Source organism: Kaistia granuli DSM 23481, assembly GCF_000380505.1.
GTDB classification, from domain to species: Bacteria; Pseudomonadota; Alphaproteobacteria; order Rhizobiales; family Kaistiaceae; genus Kaistia; species Kaistia granuli.
Window position 1 is genome coordinate 221810 of record NZ_AQYH01000020.1, and the last position, 19989, is coordinate 241798.

18 protein-coding genes and 3 pseudogenes are annotated in these 19989 nt (G+C 65.5%); 10 read left to right on the forward strand and 11 right to left on the reverse strand.

Going from position 1 to position 19989, the window contains the following annotated elements:
* Positions 1–11: 11 nt before the first annotated feature.
* Positions 12–659: a 3-oxo-tetronate 4-phosphate decarboxylase gene (otnC, locus tag G342_RS0122630; protein ID WP_018185459.1), complete on the reverse strand. Its 648-nt coding sequence runs from the start codon at positions 657–659 to the stop codon at positions 12–14.
* The gene (gene otnK, locus G342_RS0122635) at positions 656–1924 is read right to left on the reverse strand and encodes a 3-oxo-tetronate kinase (protein ID WP_018185460.1); all 1269 of its coding nucleotides are present in this window, start codon (positions 1922–1924) and stop codon (positions 656–658) included. Before otnK ends, otnC begins: the two co-directional genes overlap by 4 nt.
* Before the next feature lie 289 nt (positions 1925–2213).
* Between otnK and ltnD the strand changes: the two genes are divergently transcribed.
* Complete coding sequence (ltnD, locus tag G342_RS25045; RefSeq protein WP_083931337.1) at positions 2214–3305, forward strand: L-threonate dehydrogenase; 1092 nt, start codon at positions 2214–2216, stop codon at positions 3303–3305.
* A gap of 6 nt (positions 3306–3311) precedes the next feature.
* On the forward strand, positions 3312–4088 hold the full coding sequence (gene otnI, locus G342_RS0122645) for a 2-oxo-tetronate isomerase (RefSeq protein WP_018185462.1): 777 nt from the start codon (positions 3312–3314) through the stop codon (positions 4086–4088).
* Between the two features lie 328 nt (positions 4089–4416).
* On the opposite strand, the gene G342_RS0122650 is transcribed toward otnI, so the two are convergent.
* From G342_RS0122650 to G342_RS0122660, 3 genes are all read right to left on the reverse strand, one after another.
* Complete coding sequence (locus tag G342_RS0122650; RefSeq protein ID WP_018185463.1) at positions 4417–5421, reverse strand: ABC transporter permease; 1005 nt, start codon at positions 5419–5421, stop codon at positions 4417–4419.
* Positions 5414–6940 (reverse strand): sugar ABC transporter ATP-binding protein, encoded by a 1527-nt coding sequence (locus tag G342_RS0122655; protein ID WP_026304722.1) that lies wholly within the window; start codon positions 6938–6940, stop codon positions 5414–5416. The genes G342_RS0122650 and G342_RS0122655 overlap by 8 nt, the downstream gene beginning before the upstream one ends.
* Before the next feature lie 106 nt (positions 6941–7046).
* On the reverse strand, positions 7047–8012 hold the full coding sequence (locus tag G342_RS0122660; RefSeq protein ID WP_018185465.1) for a sugar-binding protein: 966 nt from the start codon (positions 8010–8012) through the stop codon (positions 7047–7049).
* Between the two features lie 483 nt (positions 8013–8495).
* Here G342_RS0122660 and G342_RS0122665 point away from each other — a divergent pair, with 483 nt between their 5' ends.
* The 5 genes from G342_RS0122665 to G342_RS0122685 all read left to right on the forward strand — a co-directional run bounded on the left by G342_RS0122665 (position 8496) and on the right by G342_RS0122685 (position 14184).
* Entirely contained in the window at positions 8496–9533 is a 1038-nt protein-coding gene (locus tag G342_RS0122665; RefSeq protein WP_018185466.1) for a sugar ABC transporter substrate-binding protein, read from the forward strand.
* Positions 9534–9688: 155 nt separating this feature from the next.
* The gene (locus G342_RS0122670; protein WP_026304723.1) at positions 9689–11209 is read left to right on the forward strand and encodes a sugar ABC transporter ATP-binding protein; all 1521 of its coding nucleotides are present in this window, start codon (positions 9689–9691) and stop codon (positions 11207–11209) included.
* A 12-nt stretch (positions 11210–11221) separates the two neighbouring features.
* Positions 11222–12253 carry an ABC transporter permease gene (locus G342_RS0122675; protein ID WP_018185468.1) on the forward strand — a complete coding sequence of 344 codons (1032 nt, stop codon included), beginning with the start codon at positions 11222–11224 and terminating at the stop codon, positions 12251–12253.
* A gap of 43 nt (positions 12254–12296) precedes the next feature.
* Positions 12297–13085 (forward strand): SDR family NAD(P)-dependent oxidoreductase, encoded by a 789-nt coding sequence (locus G342_RS0122680; RefSeq protein ID WP_018185469.1) that lies wholly within the window; start codon positions 12297–12299, stop codon positions 13083–13085.
* A gap of 94 nt (positions 13086–13179) precedes the next feature.
* Positions 13180–14184, forward strand: a complete 1005-nt coding sequence (locus G342_RS0122685; RefSeq protein WP_018185470.1) for a LacI family DNA-binding transcriptional regulator — start codon at positions 13180–13182, stop codon at positions 14182–14184.
* A 25-nt stretch (positions 14185–14209) separates the two neighbouring features.
* Here G342_RS0122685 and G342_RS0122690 read toward each other — a convergent pair whose 3' ends face one another.
* On the reverse strand, positions 14210–14473 hold the full coding sequence (locus G342_RS0122690) for a hypothetical protein (protein ID WP_018185471.1): 264 nt from the start codon (positions 14471–14473) through the stop codon (positions 14210–14212).
* A 93-nt stretch (positions 14474–14566) separates the two neighbouring features.
* Positions 14567–15088, reverse strand: coding sequence for a DedA family protein (locus G342_RS0122695; protein WP_018185472.1), 522 nt, complete (start codon positions 15086–15088; stop codon positions 14567–14569).
* 178 nt (positions 15089–15266) lie between these two features.
* On the opposite strand from G342_RS0122695, the gene G342_RS25535 reads away from it, so the two are divergent.
* The 3 genes and pseudogenes from G342_RS25535 to G342_RS0122710 all read left to right on the forward strand — a co-directional run.
* A complete protein-coding gene (locus tag G342_RS25535; protein ID WP_018185473.1) occupies positions 15267–16385 on the forward strand; it encodes an FUSC family protein in 1119 nt (372 codons plus the stop codon).
* A 26-nt stretch (positions 16386–16411) separates the two neighbouring features.
* Complete coding sequence (locus G342_RS0122705; protein WP_026304725.1) at positions 16412–16801, forward strand: fluoride efflux transporter FluC; 390 nt, start codon at positions 16412–16414, stop codon at positions 16799–16801.
* Positions 16802–16813: 12 nt separating this feature from the next.
* Positions 16814–17191, forward strand: a pseudogene (locus tag G342_RS0122710) (CrcB family protein); the annotation flags it as partial.
* A 35-nt stretch (positions 17192–17226) separates the two neighbouring features.
* Here G342_RS0122710 and G342_RS26515 read toward each other — a convergent pair.
* The 4 genes and pseudogenes from G342_RS26515 to G342_RS25055 all read right to left on the reverse strand — a co-directional run.
* Entirely contained in the window at positions 17227–18312 is a 1086-nt protein-coding gene (locus G342_RS26515) for a hypothetical protein (protein WP_018185476.1), read from the reverse strand.
* Between the two features lie 61 nt (positions 18313–18373).
* On the reverse strand, positions 18374–19411 hold the full coding sequence (yut, locus tag G342_RS0122720) for an urea transporter (RefSeq protein WP_018185477.1): 1038 nt from the start codon (positions 19409–19411) through the stop codon (positions 18374–18376).
* A gap of 216 nt (positions 19412–19627) precedes the next feature.
* Positions 19628–19826: pseudogene (locus tag G342_RS26520) on the reverse strand (urease accessory protein UreD); the annotation flags it as partial.
* Positions 19826–19989: pseudogene (locus G342_RS25055) on the reverse strand (urease accessory protein UreG); the annotation flags it as partial. The pseudogenes G342_RS26520 and G342_RS25055, both read right to left, overlap by 1 nt.

Below are 19989 nucleotides of genomic sequence, written 5' to 3' on the forward strand. Positions count from 1 at the left end.
CAGATAGCGCTTCAGCCGAAGCGCTTGCGCAGGTCGTCGGCTTGTTCCGGCGTCAACGGTCTCGTCGCCTCTCCGCGCAGCATCAGGAAGAGCTTGGCGGTCTCCTCCAGCTCCTCCGTCGCGTACATCGCGTCTTCCAGGCTCTTGCCGGCGACGACCGGGCCGTGATTGGCGAGCAGCACCGCGTGGTGCTTCTCGGCGAGCTTCTCCACTGCCTTGGCGAGGCTCTCGTCGCCCGGCGGGTGATAGGGCACCAGCGGCAGCCGGCCGACCCGCATGACGTAATAGGCGGTGAGCGGCGGCAGGCAGTCATGCTCGTCGATGCGGTGCAGGCAGGAGACCGCGACCGAATGGGTCGAGTGCAGGTGCACGACGGCCTCGCAGGTCGGCCGCTGGCGGTACATGACCTGGTGCAGGAAGGCCTCCTTGGTCGGCTTGTCGCCGCCAACATGATTGCCACTGGCGTCGATCTTCGACAGCCGGGCCGGATCGAGATCGCCGAGCGAGGCGTTGGTCGGCGTCATCAGCCAGCCACCATCCGGCAGCGCGACGGAGATGTTGCCGGTCGAGCCGAAGGTGAGGCCGCGCTGGAACAGCGAGGCGCCGCACTTGCAGATGCGCTCGCGCAGCGCGGATTCGGTCGTGGAGGGTGCGCTCACTGCAATGAACTCCAAGCCTTGAGGAAGAAATCGGGCGTGCCGAAATTGCCGGATTTGAGCGCCAGCGCAACATCCGGGCCGGAGCGGCTGCGCGTCCAGGGCACGCCGGGGTCGATTTCCGGCCCGATCGACAACGCCTTGACGCCGAGCGCGTTGACCACGGCGCCGGAGGTCTCGCCGCCGGCGACCAGCAGGCGGGTGAACCCCTTTGCGGGCAATGCCGCCGCGACCGTCGCCAGCAGCTCCTCGACCAGCGCACCGGCCTTGTCGCGGCCGAGCTTATCCTGCACGGCGCGGACGCTGTCGGGGTCATCGCTCGAATAGACGAGCGGCGTCGTTTCGGCCGGCTGGGCGACGAGCCAGCCGATTACAGAGGCGGGCGTCAGCTCGCCCGAGGCGATTGCCAGCGGATCGACCCGGAGGGTGGGCAGGCCCGCTTTCTGCGCCGTCTCGACCTGGCCGCGTGTCGCCGCCGAGCAAGAGCCGGCGAGGATGGCGCCCCGGCCTTCTGGCGCGGCGATCGAGGTCGCAGGCGGCGTCAATTCGGCGATCAGCCCGGCGTCGCGATAGGCGGCCGGCAGGCCGATGGCGATGCCCGAACCGCCGGTTACCAAGGCGAGGTCGACCAGCGTCATGCCGATCTCGCGCAGATGCGAATCCTTGAGCGCATCGACGATGGCGATCCGCTTGCCGGCGGCGCGCTCGCGGTCGAAGGCGCGGGTGATCGCGGCGGCGCCGGCATCGACATCGGCATAGGCGACGAGGCCGACGGGCAGCTCCGTCTGCCGCTGCAGCACGCGGCGCAGGTCGCTGTCGCGCATCGGCGTCAGCGGATGATCGCGCATCGAGCTTTCGTCGAGCGGCACGCCGTTGACGAACAGATGGCCCTGATAGATCGAGCGGCCGGTCGCCGGGAAGGCGGGGCAGGCGATGGTGAAGCCGGCGTCGAGCCGCTTCAGTAGCGCCTCGGTCACCGGGCCGATATTGCCCTCGTCGGTCGAATCAAAGGTCGAGCAATATTTGAAGAACAGCCGTTTCGCGCCGTTGGCGAGCAGCCAGTCGGCGGCGGCAAGCGACTGCGCGACCGCCTCGGCTGCAGGGATGGTGCGCGACTTCAGTGCGATCACGAGCGCGTCGACACCCGCGAGGTCGAGATCGTCCTGCGGCAGCCCGGTGCTCTGCACCGTGCGCAGTCCCTCGCGGGAGAGCATTAGCGAGAGGTCGGTCGCCCCGGTCAGGTCGTCGGCGATGCATCCAAGCAGCATGCGGGAAATCCTTGCGGTCGAATCAAAGGGCGCGTGCGAGGGCGACGGCGCGGGAAGGGCGGGACGAGGATCGGCGAGGGGGCGCCCGACCGTCAATGGCCGGACGTCTAGCGGCGCCTGGCTCGGACGAGGGCCGCGCCTGGAATTTCGACGAAGGCGGTCGCGCGGATGCTGCAGCGCAAGGCATTATTTCCGGCTCCATGGCTTGACGGGCACCACGCCGTCTCGGCAATAGTGGCTACTGTTAGCGCTGTCATGCAACTTTCGCAACAGCGATGACAGCGCTGTCATGGCGTATGAGGCGGGTTCCGGTGCCGGGATCCGCGCCGGCGGTTGCGATGCGGCTCGGGCCGTTGAACGGCCCAACGCCTGCGCCAGAGGTTGGCCCGGATTGGGCGCCGATCGGCACGCGCCCGAATGGCTTGGAAAGGACAACAGGATGGCAAGCATGGAAGCGTCGCAGACGCGGGTCTCCGTCATCGGGCTTGGCTCGATGGGCTACGGCATGGCGCAGTCGCTGGCCAAGGGCGGCTTCGCCGTCACCGGTTACGACACGCGCGCCGAAATGGTGGCGAAGTTCGCTTCCGAGCATGGCAGTGGGGCGTCGTCGCTGGCCGAGGCCGCTGCCAATGCGGATATTCTTGTCATCGTCGTCGTCAATGCCGACCAGACGCAGCAGGTGCTGCTCGGCGAGGGCGGCCTGGTCGCCTCGGCGAAGCCGGGCGCTGTCATCGTCTCCTGCGCCACCATGGCGCCGGAGCGGGCGCGGGCGCTCGGCGACGCCGTGACGGCGGCTGGCCTCCACTATGTCGATGCGCCGATCAGCGGTGGCGCGGCGCGGGCGGCGGAAGGTGCGCTGACCATGCTGGTCTCCGGTCCGCCGGCGGCGATCGACAAGGCGCGCGCGGCGTTCGACGCCATGTCGGCCAAGCTCTATCTGCTCGGCGACGAAGTCGGCATCGGCGCTTCCTTCAAGATCGTCAATCAGTTGCTGGCAGGTGTTCACATTGCCGCCGCCTCCGAGGCGATCGTCTTCGCCAAGCGGCTCGGCCTCGACATCGCGAGGGTCTATGAGGTGATCACCGCCTCGGCCGGCAATTCGTGGATGTTCGAGAACCGCATGCCGCATGTGCTGGAGGGCGATTATGCGCCGAAGAGCGCGGTGGAGATCTTCACCAAGGATCTCGGCATCATCGCCGACATCTCCCGCTCGGAGAAGTTCGCGACGCCGATCGCCTCGTCGGCGCTGCAGATGTTTCTGATGACGGCGGCGGCGGGAATGGGCAAGGATGACGACGCCTCCGTCGCCCGGCTCTATGCCCAGATCGCCGGCATCGAGCTGCCCGCTAAAGACACCAAGACCCAAGATTCCAAGGACTGACCCGAGATGCCGCGTTTTGCCGCCAACCTGTCGATGATGTTCAACGAGTGGTCGTTCCTCGATCGCTTCGCCGCCGCCGCGGATGCGGGCTTCAAGGCCGTCGAATTCCTGTTTCCCTATGATTTCTCGCCGGAGGACGTGGCGGCGCGGCTGAAGGCGGCTGGGCTGGAACAGGCGCTGTTCAACCTGCCGCCGGGCGACTGGGCCGCTGGCGAGCGGGGTATCGCGGCGCTGCCGGGTCGCGAGGCCGAATTCCGCGCCTCGGTCCTGAAGGCGCTCGACTATGCGCAGGCGACCGGCGTCAAGCGGCTGCACATGATGTCGGGTCTGGCGCCGAGCGATTCCGCCAAGGCGGACGCCACTTATCGCGAGGCGATCCGTTTCGCCTGCGCGACGCTGGCGCCGCATGGCATCGATCTCGTGCTGGAGCCGATCAATCGCCGCGACATGCCGGGCTATTTCATGAATGATTTTGGCAAGGCGGCTGATCTGATCGCCGCGCTCGGCCTGCCGAACCTGAAGCTGCAGTTTGACATCTACCACCGCCAGATCCTGCATGGCGACGTCAGCAAGGGCCTTGAAGTCCTGCTGCCGATCACCGGACACATCCAGATCGCCTCGGTGCCGCTGCGCAACGAGCCGGGCACCGGCGAGCTCGACGATTTTCGCGTCTTCGATCTGCTCGACACGCTCGGCTATGACGGTTTTGTCGGCTGCGAGTATCGCCCGGCCGGCGCGACCCTGGACGGCCTTGGCTGGATGAAGAAGACGACTTTGCGCTGAGCAGCGCGTTTTCCAGGCAGCAAACAAGGCCGGGGCGGGCGACTGCCTCGGCCTCTTCATTTTGCGCGTTTGTCGCGCCACGCTCGCCGTCATCCCGGACCCGGCGAAGCGGAGATCCGGGATCCATGCATCCGTTTTAGGGAGCCCTGCGCGGCCTTCGCTCCGGCTGGATGGATCCCCGGTCAAGCCGGGGATGACGGCGAGGGCGGGGTGGCGTGGTGCGCAACGGGTCTCGCCGTTTCGACAAACGCCGCCCAGCGTCCGCTGGACAAAAAAACAGGGCCTGAGGTTGCCCCCAGGCCCTGTTGTGCTCCTGCAATCTTGGTGATCAGCCCGCCGCGGAGGCGGGCTTGCCGGCGGCGCGGGCGGCGGCGCTGTCGAGCATGATCTTGTGCATGCGGCGACGCTGCAATTCGCGATCGGCGATGACGCCAAGCATGATCACCGCGCCCATGACGGTGTAGTTCAGCGAACTCGGAATACCCAGCATGTTGACCAGGTTCTGCAGCACCTGCAGCAGCACCGTGCCGAGAAAGATACCGAGGATCGAGCCTTCGCCGCCGCGCAGCGAGCAGCCGCCCAGCACCGCCGCGGCGACCGCGTAGAGCTCGTAGAAATTGCCGTGTGCCGAGGGCGAGACCGACTGCGTGTAGAACACGAAGAAGATCGCCGACATGCCGGTCAGAAGACCTGCGATCGAATAGGCGGCGGTGATGACCAGCCGGGTCGGGATGCCGGAGAAGCGGGCGGCCTCCTCGTTCTTGCCGACCGCGAACAGATAGCGGCCGAACACCGATTTGTGCAGCACCACCGACATGATCAGGCAGACGATGACAAAGAAGATGAAGGCGTTCGGCACGACGCCGACGCGTCCGGAGACCAGCCATTCGAGCGTCTCGTAACCACTGCCATAGCCGAAGCCGGCGGTGGAGTCGGCGGTGTAGTAGCGCGCGAGGCCCCGATAGATCAGCAGGCCGCAAAGCGTGACGACGAAGGGCTGCAGCCTGAGCTGCGTCACCAGCAGACCGTGGATGGTGCCGAGGATGACGCCGCCACCGACCGTGATCAAGAGGGCGATCGGCCAGGCGAGCTCGTGATTGATCAAGAGGTCGAGGAAGATGATGCCGAGCAGGGCGAGCATCGAGCCGACCGACAATTCGATGCCGCCGGTGATGATGACGACGCCGACGCCGATGGCGAACAAGCCGAACAGGCCGATCTGGTTGGCAAGGTTGGACAGGTTGATCTGCGAGATGAACTGCGGATTGAGCACCGCCGTGATCGCGCCGATGATCAGGATCAGCAGGAAGAGACCGAGTTCTTTCCTAAGCATGTTCGATGGCTTCCTGTTGGATCGTTCCGCCGACGGCGAGCGTCAGCACGTTGTGTTCGGAGAACTGGTTGCGGTCGAGCAGGCCCGAGACGTGGCCCTCATGCATGACGATCATGCGGTCGCTGACGCCCAGGACCTCTTCCATGTCGCTGGAGATCATCAGGATCGCGACGCCGGAATCGGCGAGCTCGCGCATCAGCGCGTAGATCTCGCTCTTGGCGCCGACATCGATGCCGCGCGTCGGCTCGTCGAAGATCACCACATTGGGCTGCATCGACATCCACTTGCCGAGCACGATCTTCTGCTGGTTGCCGCCGGAGAGGGTGAGGGCCACCGTATCGACATTCGGGGCCTTGATCTTGAGCTTGCGGCTCTGCTCCTCGGCGACCTTGTGCTCCTGCGCCCCGTCGACCAGCGTCAGGCGGGCATAGCGCGGCAGGCTGGCGAGCGTGACGTTTTCGACGATCGGCAGGTCCAGCACCAGGCCTGAGCGCTTGCGGTCTTCCGGCGCCAGATAGATGCCGCTGGCGATGGCCGAATGGACGTCGCCGAGCTTCACCGGCTTGCCGTCGATGGTGACGCGGCCGCCGAGCGCCGGATCGACGCCGAAGATTGCCTGGGCGACCTCGGTGCGACCGCAGCCGACCAGCCCGGCGAGGCCGACGATTTCGCCGCGGTGGATGGCGAAGGAAACCTTGGTGTTGGAGAAGGCGGTGGTGACGAGGTCGTCGACCACGAGGCCGCCCTCGCGCGGCGCGGCCTTCGGCGGAATATAGAGCGATTTCAGCTCGCGCCCGATCATCAGCCGGATCATGGCGTCATGGGTGATCGCGCCGCGATCGAGCTGGCCGACGCGCTGGCCGTCGCGAAGAACGACGACGCGGTCGGCGCAGGCCATGACCTCGGACAGGCGATGCGAGATGTAGATCACACTGACGCCGGACTGGCGCAGTTCGCCGATCACCTTCAGTAATCGCTCCGTCTCGGTCAGGGTGAGACTGGAGGTCGGCTCGTCCATGATGATGACGCGGGCGTCATAGGAAAGCGCCTTGGCGATCTCGACCATCTGGCGTTGGGCGATCGACAGGTCCTCGACGAGCGCGTTGACGCCGAAATCGACGCCGAGCCGGTCGAGCAGCGGCTTCACCCGCTTCCGCAGGGCCGCCTGGTCGATCAGGTTCATGAAGCCGCCGAAGCGGGGTTCGCGTCCGATCAGGACATTGCTCGCAACATCGAGGTTCTCGAAGAGATTGAGCTCCTGGTGGACGAAGGCGATGCCGGCGGCGGTGGAGCTCTTGACGGTCAGCGAGGCGTGCTCGACGCCGTCGATGACGATCGTGCCGTCGCTCGGGGCGACGACGCCGCCGAGGATCTTCATCAGGGTGGATTTGCCTGCGCCGTTCTCGCCGATCAGGCCGAGCACTTCGCCGCGATGGACCGTCAGGCTGACGCCGCTTAAGGCGGTCACACCGGGATAGGTCTTCGAGATGGCGTGTAGTTCGAGAAGCTGTTCTGTCATCATGCCCGCAAGAGGATCGCCCGGGCGTGCGCCTGGGCCGCATGTGGACGACGTACGTTCCAGGCCAGACGGAGCCGGCCTGGAACGCACACGCGATCAGGGCAGATTACTTGCCGAGCACCTTCTTCAGATTGTCGCCGAACTCCTTGACGTTCGACTTGTCGACGATCTGGGTCGGGACGATCTGGAGCTTGTTGGCCGGGATGACCGACTTGTCGCCCTCGATCAGCTTGGCCATGTTGATCATCGACTGGTAGCCGAACTCGAAGGGCTGCTGGACGACGGTGCCGTCGATCACGCCTTCGGCGACGCCCTTCAGGGTCTGCTGGTCTTCGTCGAAGCCGACGATCTTGACCGAGCCGGCCTTACCCAGCGCCTTCACGGCGTTGTAGATCTGCGGCGTGTTGTAGGCCCAGAGGCCGACCAGCAGGTCGATATCCGGATATTTCGTCAGCGTGTCCTCGACATTGGCCTTGGCCTTGGCCTGGTCGCCGCCGTCGGTGCGGATGTCGATGATCTCGATCTTGGTGCCGGCGATGGCTTCCTTGATGCCCTGCGAACGCTCGCGGGCATTGGCGGCGTCCATCGTGCCGACGAACAGCATCGCCTTGCCGCCGTCCGGCAGCGCCTTCTTCATCAGCTCGCCGGCCTGGCGGCCCGCCGCGACGTTGTCGGTGCCGACATACATCAGCCGGTTCGAGTTCGGCGCGTCGGCGTCATGCGTGATGAGGACGGCCTTCGAGGCGACTTCGTTGAGGATGGCGGTGGAATCGTCCGGGTTGACCGGGCTGATGGCGACGCCGGCGACGCCGCGGGCGAGCAGGTCCTCGAGGATCTTCTTCTGCGCGGCGGCCGACATTTCGCCGGGGATGTAGAATTCGATGTTGTAGTTCGGCAGTTCGGCCTGGGCCTTGTTGGTGCCGGCGCGGGCGATCGTCCAGAAATCGGCCGGGACGTTCACCACGAAGGCGAGGGTCTTCTTCTCCTGCGCGAAGGAGGGGGCCGTCGACGTCAGCGCCATGGCGATGGCCGACGACGCGATGATCAGGCTGCGCCTGCTGAAGATGTTCATTGGGCTTCCTCGTTGTTTTTCTGGTTTCGATAGCGACGTTTTCAGGAGCCGGCCCATGCGGGCCGATCCTCCCGCATGCCGCCAGGCAAAGACGCGAAATGATCGCCAGTTTATCGACCGGAAGCTGCACAACATCTTGCGACGCAGCCGGCCCGAAGGGCGCGAAAAAACGCTAACGCCTTCCGGCGATCCTGACATGTCATGGGGAGAAACGAGCCGAAATGCTCGCGAAGTCTAATATAACTCAGACGTATATCCTCGGCCGCTCGTCAAATGCCAGCATTGCTGCCGGACTGACGTAACGCCTTGTTCCCCCTCGACGATCCTATACGCGAGCTCGTTCAAGCTATGGTGTGACGAATAGTGTCGTCAAGCGCAAATCGACGCCAAATGATTGCGGATGGTGGCGCGTTGACTAATTAGATAGCGCTGTCATAGTCGCTGCCAAGCTCGCGATCCGACGAGCCGATAGGGAGGGAAGACATGTCAGAAGACAAGCATTCGAAGTCCCGGCGCGACTTTATTCGTGTTGCGGGCGTATCGGCTGCGGGTGGCGCGGCTGCCATGCTGGGTGGCCTCGGCATCAGCCCCGCCATGGCCCAGGAAATGGCCGCGGCGACCGGCCGTTCCGAGAAGCCGCTCAAGGCAGCCTTCTCCAATGCCGGCCTTCAGGCGACCTGGTGCGCCCAGGGCAAGCAAGCGGCCGAGCACTGGGGCAAGCTGTTCAATGTCGAGGTGACCTGGTTCGATGGCCAGCTGGACGCGGTCAAGCAGCGCGCCGCCATCGACAACATGGCTTCCCAGAAATGGGATTTCGTCGCCATCCAGGCCTTCGGCATCGGCACGCTGATCCAGCCGGTCCAGAAGATGATCGACGCCGGCATTCCGGTGATCGACATGGACACGCTGATCGCGCCGCTCGACAAGATCAACGTCCATACCTTCCTCGCCCCGAACAACGAGTTCATGGGCGCCTCGGTGACCCAGGCTCTCGTCTCCAAGCTCGGCGGCAAGGGCAAGATCATCATGACCCAGGGCGCGCTCGGCCATACCGGTGCGCAGGGTCGCGCCGCCGGCTTCAAGTCGGTCATCGCCAACAATCCCGGCATGGAAGTGCTCGACGACCAGCCGGCCGATTGGGACGTCACCAAGGCCTCGCGCCTGTGGGACACCTATCTGACCAAGTACCCGCAGATCGACGCGGCCTTCTTCCACAATGACGACATGGCGCTCGCCGCCTACAACGTCATGAAGTCGCGCGGCCGCACCGACATCCTGATCGGCGGCGTCGACGCCATGCCGCCGGCGATCGCGGCCGTTGCCGACGGGCGCATGTACGCCACCGTCCGCAATCCGTCCTCGCGCATCCATGGCGGCGCCATCGTCGCCGGCGTGGCGGCGGTCACCGGCGGCGAGAAGAGCGGCGAGGGCATTCCGAAGAGTGTCGTCACTGACGGCCCGGTCGTGACCAAGGACAACGCAGCCGGCATGCAGTGGATGCAGAACCACTTCCTGATCTGATCCGCCTGCATGGCCAAGCGGTCGCTTCACGGTCCGGCCCCGCCGCACCCTGAAGCGCCGCGACGGTTCCACGGAATGCCTGGGCGGCCGGAATACTCCGGCCGTCGCGGTTTGCCGTGCAATGCGTTCCGCGACCACCGAGACCGGTGAGCCTGATGACGTCTGAAGTCCCAGTTCCGTCGAGCGACACGCCCCGCCTGCAGATGCTCGGCATTTCGAAGTCGTTCGGCGGCGTTACCGCGCTGCGCGAGGTCGATTTCACCCTGCGCGCCGGCGAGATCCACGGCCTGGTCGGTGAAAACGGCGCCGGCAAGTCGACGATGATGAAGATCATCGCCGGCGTTCACACGAGCTATGAAGGCAAGATGCTGATCGACGGGCAGGAGGTCCACTTCCGATCTGCCCGCGATGCGCTGGCCGCCGGCATCGGCATGGTGCACCAGGAACTCAGCATCATGCCGGACCTCTCGGTCGGCGAGAACGTCTTCCTCGGCAAGCAGCCCATCACGGCCGCCGGCACCATCGACTGGCGCGGCATGATGAGCGGCGCGCACGAGCAACTGAAGAGCCTCGGCATCGACGTCGACCCGAAGACGCGGATGGGCGACCTGCCGATCGGCCTGCAGCAGCTGATCGAGCTGGCGCGGGTCATCTTCTCCGGCGCCCGCATCATCATTCTCGACGAGCCGACCTCGGCGCTGTCGCCGCCGGAAGTGCAATTGCTGTTCAGCGTGCTGAAGGGCGTGCGCGCCAGTGGCCGCAGCATCGTCTTCATCTCGCATTTCCTCGATGACATCCTGTCGATTTCCGACACTGTCACCGTGTTCCGCAACGGCCGGCTGATCGTCACCCACAGCGTCGACGGTATCGACAAGGGCTGGCTGATCGAGAAGATGATCGGCGCCGGCCATCAGGATCTCGAGGAGAGCTATACCGGCAACATCGCGCTCGCCTCGAAGGCGGATGCGCCGGTGGTGCTGGCAGCGGAAGGGCTTGGGTTCGGCCGCGCCTATGCCGACGTCACCTTCGACGTGAGGGCGGGCGAGATCCTCGGCATCTACGGCTTCATGGGCTGCGGCCAGATCGAGCTGGCGCGGACTTTGTTCGGCAAGCTGAAGGCCGACAGGGGCACGCTGGCGATCAGCGGACGGACGCGACGGCTGCGCAACACGACGCAGGCGCGGGAAGCGGGCATCGCCTTCGTGCCGGAAAACCGACGCTCGATGCTGTTCTACGAGCAGCCCGTCTACAAGAACGTCTCGATCAGCATTCTGGGGCGGATATCGAAGCTGTGGCTAAAGCCCAACGTCGAACGCTCGATCGCCCGCAAGCATGTCGAAAGCCTGCATATCAGACCCCCTCGCGCGGAGGTGCCGCTCGGCTCGCTGTCCGGTGGCAACCAGCAGAAGGTCGCGCTCGCCAAATGGCTGACACACCGTCCGAAGGTGCTGGTGCTCAGCGAGCCGACGCGCGGCATGGATGTCGGCGCCAAGGACGACGTCGTCAAGATCGTGCGGGCGCTGCGCGACGAGGGCCTCGCGGTCATCGTCGTCTCGGCCGAGCCGGAGACGGTGCTGTCGCTGGCCGACCGCGTGCTCGTGATGAAAAAGGGGCGGATCGTGCGCGAATTCGCCAATGAGACGATCAGCAAGGACCGGCTGCTGGAAGCCGCCTGAGAAGGAAATGACATGACGGTTCAGCAATCCAGTGCGACGCGCGGCGTGTCGCGGTCCAGCATCTTCCTGCGCAGCCAGATGCGCAACATCGCGCCGTTCGCGACGCTGATCCTGCTGCTGGTCTTCTTCAGCATCGCCAGCCCGTCCTTCGCCACGATCGACAATGCGTCGAACATCCTGACGCAGATCTCGGTGACCGGAATCATGGCGGTCGGGCTCACCTTCGTCATCCTGTGCGGCGAGATCGACCTTTCCGTCGCCTCGGTGGCGAATGTCGCGGGCATCGTGGTCGCCTATTTCACGCTGCAGGAAGCCTATGTGAACATTGCCAACGTCCCGTTGCCGGGCTGGCTGGCGATCGTCTTCGCGCTCGTTGCCTGCTTCGCGCTCGGCATGGTCAACGCGATCGGCACCACGGTCATCGGCATTCCCTCCTTCATCATGACGCTCGCCATGATGCAGATCGGCGCCGGCATCTGCGCGCTGCTGGTTCGCGGCCAGATCGCCTACAACGTGCCGGAGCTCGTATCGACGCTGGGCGCCAGCCGCATCTACGGCTTCCCGACCATCGGGTTGGTGCTGATCGCCTTTCTCGTCGTCGGGCACGTCACGCTCAACTACACGCGCTTTGGTCGCTACATCTACATGGTCGGCGGCAACCGCGAGGCGGCCGAATATTCGGGCGTCAACGTCAAGCTGGTGCTTGGCGCGGCGCTGGTGATCTGCGCGGTGTGCTCCGGCGTCGCCGGCATGCTCGGCGTCGCCCATTTCGGCAGCGCCCAGCAGAACGAATTCGACGGCTATCTGCTCGACGCCATCGCGGCGGTCGTCGTCGGCGGCACCAGCCTGTTCGGCGGCCGTGGCGGCATCGCCAACACGATCGTCGGCCTGTGCGTGCTCGGCGTGCTCAACAACGGCCTCGACCACATCCAGATCGACAGCTTCCTGAAGATCCTGATCCGCGGCCTGATCCTGCTCGCCGCCCTGATCGTCAACGTCTACGTGCAGAACATCCGCACCGTCGAGCGGGCGGAGGGAGCATGACAGGCGAGGGAGCACGGACAAGACCAGCAAAGGGACCGGAAGCGTGACGACAGAGCCAATCTACCAGCCGCGCTATGGCGCAGCCTATCCGAGCCTCGTCGGCAGTGCCGTGCTGATCACCGGCGGCGGCAGCGGTATCGGCGAGGAGATCGTGCGCCAGTTCGCGCGGCAGGGCTCGAAAGTCGGTTTCATCGACATCATCGAGGAGCCGTCGCGGGCGCTGGTGGCGGAGATGGAGGCCGAGGGCCACACGGTGGTGTTCGAGAAGGCGGACCTGACCGACATCGAGGCGACCCGCGCCGCGATCGAGCGGATCCGCGCCGCGCTCGGCCCGATCGTCATGCTGGTCAACAACGCGGCGCACGACCAGCGCGCCACCATCGACGAGATCACGCCGGAGTTCTGGGATTCCCGCCAGGCCGTCAATCTGAAGCACCAGTTCTTCTGCGCCCAGGCGGTCTACAAGGACATGGTGGCGCAGGGCGGCGGCTCGATCGTCAATGTCGGCTCCTTCGCCTATGTCGCCGGCGTCGAGGGGCTGACGCCCTATCTGGCGGCGAAATCCGGCGTCATCGGCCTGACCCGCGGTCTCGCGCGCGAGCTGGGCGTGCACGGCATCCGCGTCAATTGCGTCATGCCCGGGTGGATCATGACGCAGCGCCAGCTCGATCTCTGGGTTACCCCCGAGGTGGAGCAGGCGATCTATGCGCGGCAATGCCTGAAGCGGAAGATCTACCCGGCCGACATCGCCCGGGTGATCCTGTTCTTTGCCTCGGACGAGTCCGGCGCCTGCACCAACCAGAGCTATGTCGCCGATGGCGGCTGGACGTGATCGAGTCCCGATCGCGGGAGTGCGGAGGCGGCGATCCGTGATATGGAGCCGCGTCCGTTTTTGACGGGCGGCTCTGGTCGGAAGCGTCAATTCGATGAACGTCAAGAATTCCTACACCTTGGCCGATGTGGCGATGCGGGCGGAGGTCAGCGAGATCACCGTCTCGCGCGTCCTTCGCAACAAGACGTCGGTCGCCGAGAAGACGCGCGAGCGGGTGCTCGCGGTCGTCCGCGAGATGGGCTACGTGCCCAATCGAGTCGCGGGCACGCTCGCCTCCTCCGGCTCCAATCTGATCGGCGTCGTGCTGCCGTCCTTGTCCAACATCGTGTTTCCGGACGTGCTCCGCGGCATCCATGCCTCGCTCGCCTCGTCCGGCTACCAGCCCGTCGTCGGCGTCACCGATTACGACATCGACGTCGAGGAGGCGCTGGTTGCTTCGCTGCTGTCCTGGCAGCCGGCGGCGATGATCCTGTCGGGCCTGCACCACACCGACTACACGGTCGAGATGCTGAAGCGCTCGGGCGTGCGCATCGCCGAACTGATGGACATCGATTCGACGCCGCTCGACATCGCCGTCGGCATGTCGCATCGGCAGGCCGGCGTCGATACGGCGCTGCATCTTCACAGGCGCGGCTATCGGCGCTTCGGCTATGTCGGCCATGATCGCAGCCGCGACCTGCGCGCGGCGCGCCGCTATGAGGGTTTCCGGCAGGGCCTGGCCGACGTCGGGCTGTCGCTGGTCGGCGAAGTAGCGGCCAATGCCCCGAGTTCAACCATGGTCGGCCGGGAACTGCTCGGGCAGTTGCTGGCCAAGCATCGCGACCTTGATGCCGTCGTCTTCTCCAATGACGACATGGCGGTCGGCGGCGTGTTCCATTGCTTCGCCGCCGGCATCCGGCCGCGCGAGGACCTGGCCCTATTCGGCTTCAACGGTCTCGATATCGGCCAGGCGCTGCCGCAGCCCTTGTCGACGATCCGCTCGCATCGCTTCCTGATTGGCAAGACGGCGGCCGAAATGATCCTCGAGGCGCCGGAGCATCCGGGTACGCCGACCATCCGGGACACCGGCTACGAGATTGTCGAAGGCGCCACGGCCTGAGGGCGGATGGGAAGCGGCGAGGGCGCTACTGCTTCTCGATCGACTGGACCTTGTTGTCGGGCGTCAGCACCAGATCGTATTGCACGTAGCGGGTACCGTCGTCGCAGGTGACGCGGACGACGCGCCGCGCCGGCGTCGATACCTTGTCATTGACGGCGATGTTGCTGACGCGGTCGCACCAATGGCCGGCATTGCGGATGGCGCGGCCGGCCTGGCGCTCCAGAATCGCGGCGTTGGCCAATGTCGATGCCGCCGTGATGGCGACGACGGCTATCAGCATGGACTTCATCGATTTCGGCTCCGGATCTGTGGCGTGACGCATCCGACTCTGACGCTACGTTAGCATGGCGCCGCCGGGATTTCGCAGGCGCTGCCCGAGCGTCTAGTTGAAGAATTCCTTGAACCAGTCGACGGCCAGATAGGGGCCGACGCCCCAGACCAGCACCCAGGCGGCGGCGCCGATCGTGTTGGCGACCAGGAAGCGGGGCCACGGCATGGCGACTGCGCCGGCGACCAGGCCGTTCAGCTGCCGCAGCACATTGACGAAGCGCGCGCCCATGACGATCCAGGCGCCATGGACGCGGAACATCGTCTCGATCCTGGTCAGCCGCTCTGGCGTCAGCTTGATGTAATGGCCGAAGCGAAGCAGTAGAGGCCGGCCGCCGAAATGGCCGATGGCATAGCCGGTGCTGTCGCCGAGCACGGCGCCGCAGAAGGCCGCGAACAGCGCGTGAACGAGGTTGATGTCGCCCTTGGTGGCCAGCGCCGCGATGGCGACGAGCGCGCTTTCGCCGGGGAGTGGCGCGCCGAGCGCCTCGAAATAGATGATCACGAAGATGGCGAAACTGCCATAGGCGGCGATATAGGGCTCGATCAGGGCAAGACCGTCCTGCATCCAGTGCATGTGTGCCTCGTCTTTCCGGCCGCCGATGGATCTTGGCACTGTGCCGGTACCGCGCTCGACTTGCCAGCCGCATCGGCGGTCGATTTACCTTGCAGGGTCAATTCGCGTGACAGCCCCGCGCAATATGGGCACCTTGCGAGGCATAGTTGCGAATTGCGTGGTCTTGTGCGGTGAAAGCATGCCCTCCATCAAGGCGTATCTGCCCGATGCCGACATCTGGAAGGCTGGTCTTCGGACCGCGGTAGCGGGTGGTCTCGCCCTGCTGGTCGCGCAGTTGCTGGCGCTGCCGCAGGGCTACTGGTCGGTGATGACGGCGATCGTCATCATGCAGACCCGACTCGGCGCCTCGCTCAAGGCGGCGGGCGACCGTGTGCTCGGCACGCTGGCGGGCGCGGCCTTCGGGTTCGTCGTGGCGCTGCTGACACCCTCGACGCCCGGCTGGACCTGGGTCGGCCTGATATTCTCGATCGGTGTGCTCGGCATGCTGGCCGCCTACCGGCCGAGCTACCGCGTCGCGCCGATGACGGCGGCGATCGTGCTCGTCGCCACGCCCTCGCATGCGGTGGCGCTGATTTCGGCCACGCATCGCGTCACCGAGATCCTGATCGGCTGCGCCGTCGGCATTCTCGTTTCGCTCGTGGTCACGCCGGCCCGCTCGGACACCAGCCTGCGCAACGAGGCCAATCATGCGATCGGGCTGCTGGTCAAGCTGATCGGTCTGGATATCGCCGGCCAGTCCGGCAAGCCGGACGAAGCAGCCCGCTCGCAGGTGAATGACGAGATCTACAATTCGTACCGGACGATCGATACGCTGACCCGCGAGGTCCAGGAGGAGCAGGCCAGCCATATTTCGCGCGGCTCGCTGGATCCGGAACGGCTGCGGCTCTGCCTGCGGGATCTGCGCACATCGACCTTCCTCTTGCGCCGTGTCACCCGGCTGCCATGGCCAACCTCGCTCGATGCGGGGATGGCGGGGTCGGCCAAGGCGGTCACGGACAATATCGGCAGCTACCTGCTGGCGATCGGCGGCGCCCTGTCCGGCCAGGTGGCGCCGCCGGCCACCGACAATCTCGAGGGATCGTTCGCGGCCTTCGCCTCAGCGACCCGCAGCCTGATTGAGCAGGCGAGCCCGGCCGCGTCCGACAGCGCCAGCTCGACGGTCGCGCCAGCGGCCGCCGACGATCACGCCGTCGCCTATCTCGCCAACCTTTCCTTTGCCCTGGAACAGGTCCGCTACTCGACCGAGAAGCTTGCGGAATGCGTCGCCGACATGGCGGGCGCGACCGACAGATCCTGAAATTCAAAACTGAAATGGAGGCTCGAATGCGACCCTTGGACGTCTTATGGGTTGGCCTGGGTGGTGGCGCGGGATCGCTGCTGCGCTGGTGGATCGGCAGGCTCGTCGGCGAGCGCTATCACGGCGCCTTTCCGCTCGGGACCTTCCTGATCAACGTCTCCGGTGCCTTCGTCATCGGCTATCTGTCGGTGCTGTTCTCGGTCGACTGGCGCGACCGCTTCGGCACGATTCTGAACGCCGGCGTGCTGACCGGCATCCTTGGCGGCTATACGACGTTCAGCAGCATGCAGCTCGACGCGGCGAAACTCAGCGGCGGTGGCCGTCCCGGTCTCGCGGCCGGCTATCTGCTGGCGTCGACCGCCGTCGGCCTCGTCGCTGCCGCGCTCGGCGCGGCGCTTGCCCGCCTGCAGGCTTGAGGAGATCTCGCGATGATCAATCTCGTCATACTGGTCTTCATCGGCGGCGCCATCGGCGCGATGGGGCGCGAATTCCTGATGCTCGGCGTGCCGGAACTGTCGGACGGATTTCCGATGGCGATCCTGATCGCCAACATCGTCGCCGCCTTCCTGCTCGGTCTGGTCACCGGCCTGCACAAGCGGAAAGTCGTCACGGACGACGTCAATACCATGGTCGGCACCGGCATCATGGGCGGCCTCTCGACCTTTTCGAGCTTCGCCTATGGCGCTGTCGTGTTGATGACGGCGTCCGCGTCGGGCGCCGTCGTCGCAATCGTCTATGTGCTGATCAGCCTGGTGCTGGGCTATGGCGCCGTTCTCGCCGGCCTGAAGCTTGGCCAGAGCGGCGCTACGCAACCGAACTGAAGCTGATTCCGCCCGCGCTGTCAGGCCAGCGTGGGCGGCGTCCCGTTCTGGTCGGTATGGGCGTGCGGCAGGATCCAAGGCTCGTCGACGGGCATCAGGGTCGACTTGGCTAGGAGCCGCACGCTTGTCTCGAACTCTGCGCGGAGCGTGATGAAGGAGGCGCGGCAAGCTTCGCGATCCGGCAGCGTCGGCAATCCGATCTCCCCGAGCTTGGCATAGAGCTGGTCGAAGCTTTCGATCAGCTTCGGATCGACCGTATTGTCGGTCCAGACATCCGCGGGTGTGTTCGGGTTTAGTTCGATGGCGATCAGCTTGAGCGCGTTGACGCCCGTCTGGCGACAGATACGAGCCGATTCCGTATGCTTCGGGTCGAGACAGGCGACCAGCAGCGAGGTGGCGTCGAGCACGGCCGCCGCCGCACCGACCCAGCTGGTGCCGCGATAGACGGCCGGCACATAGGCGAGGATCGGCGAGATCGAATGCGTCTCGAGCACGCCGCGGAACCAGGTTTCCCAATCCTCCCAGACGGCGCTGTGATGCTCGATCTGGCCGGAGCGCTGCAAGGATTCCAGAAGGCTTGAACTGGTCGGACGTCGGCCGGTGCGGGCATAGAGCCAGCCGACCTTGCGCTCGCGGATCTGGATGGCGGCCTGGTAGCCGGGCACGAAGGTAAACAGCAGGATGACGACGGCAAGGCCGATGGCCGCCTCGAAGATGGCGAGGAACTCACCGATCAGGCTGGGCGGCGTCTTGAAGCCGAGCGTGCTGAGCGCCGATCCGCTGGCCGTGAAGGCGTAGGCCCAGCTGGACTCGGCCTTGAGGCCCCAGAGGATGAACATGAAGCCTACCTGGACCAGCAGGAACCAGATCGCGACGGCGAAGAAGATGAAGAGCGGCAGTACCCAGGCCTGGACCCGCTGCGACCGCGCATAGTCGCTCTTGTCGGCTAGCGCGTGCGTGATCGACACGGCGCCCGCCCTTGCCCAGCGCTCGACGAAATCCCGTTCCCGTCGATTGAGCAGCACGACCCGGACGATCGACCGGAAATAGAGAATTATCGCGGCGATACCGATGAGTACGGCCGCTATTCGGATCGTCGAATCCATGCATGTGCTCCACTGCGTTTTCGAACTGGCGGCCCCCGCAGGTCTTTGCCAGTCGCCGGTTTCAGGAAGGGGTTGGAGAGGTAGGTTTCGGCTTGTCGAGGATGCCGCCCTGGATCGGTTCGTGCGGATGCGGCTGCAGATCGGCCTTGGGCAGCAGGAACAGCCAGGTGACGAACACGAAGGGGGCGGTGAAGGTGGGAATGCCGAGCGGGCCGACGGCCGCGTCCATCGCGCCTTGCACGATCACGGTGAAGATGGTGCCGAGCAGCGCGTAGAGCGCGACGCGCCAGGACGGCTGGTAGAAGACGCAGCCGAGGCCGACCGCCGTCAGAACCGGGCTGAAGCCGTACAGGCCGGCGCTGATCGAAGCTTCGCTGGCACCCAGGATGAACGCCATGATGATGGCGACGGCCGAACCGGCGAGGGCGAAGATCGCGGCGAAGCGGGAGCTGACGGCGAGGCCGATGATCACCAGACAACCGCTGATCGCGTTGTTGATCAGGAAGACCTGCGCCGGGCCCTTCAGCCAGATCCACAGGAGATCGAGCGGCGACAGGATCACGCTGGCAACGCCGGGGGCGTGCGGCAGGGCCGGTGGTGACAGACCGGCGATCGGCATATGGCCGAAGGAGTAGGCGCCGAGCACGAGAAACCAGGTCGTGAGCACGAAGGGGAAGGTGAGGGCGGGCGCGCCCCACGTCTTCATGACGTTGGAGACCGCCAGCATCACCACCGTCGAAACGGCGGCGCCGAGGATCAGCACCAGCCACATCGCCGGGCTCCCAGCCAGGAAGGTCGGCATGGCGGCGCCGACCAGCACGCCATTGAAACCGAACAGGCCCTGCTTCAGAGAGGGTCCGTCGGCGTTCAGCAGCATTGCCGTGACGGTGGCGATGACCAGCGCCAGCACGGCGCCGACGGCGATGGCGATCTGCCCGGCGACGATCGCCCCCCACAGGATGGCGAGCAGGAAGAACAGACCGGTCAGCGGATTGTTCTGGAAGATGACCTGGCCGGCGCCGCGCAGGCAGATGTCGATGAAACCGAGCGCGCTGTTGCGCGCTGCAATGTCGTCCCAGGACTTCATCACGTCGGTCATCGTCGGCTCCCTTCCTGTTCGCAAGGGCCGTCAAGCCCAGAGAAAATTGTCCGGAACGCGGACGCCTGCCACCGCGACCAGAACGCGCGAATAGCCGCGCTGTCCGGCGCCGTCTCCATGCCGAGGACCTGAAGATCAGACCTGCATCATAGGGCAGCCGACGGGCGCCGGAAGCAAGCCCCCTTTCGTGATCAAATGTCGGGTCGATCACCGCGCAGGCAGGCCCGGCATCTCCTCGTCCCAATGAGCGCTTGCTGCACGATCAACGGCGCACGGCGATGCAGCACGGAGACACGGAACGCTCGAAGCACCGCACTCAGCCGAGCCGGACCAGCGCGTTCTTGCCGAGCGAGCCATTTGGGAGTTGCATCGGCTCGTCCTGATAGCCGGACAGTTCCCGAGCATCGTCCCGCATCAGGCGGTTTCCTTCTCGTTTCGCGTATCGAACAACACGTTCTCGCGGATCAACTCGACGAGCTCGGGGATGCCCTCATTGGTCTTGCAGTTGGTGAAGACGAAGGGCTTCTTGCCGCGCATCATGCGGGAATCGTCGTCCATCACCTGCAGGCTGGCGCCGA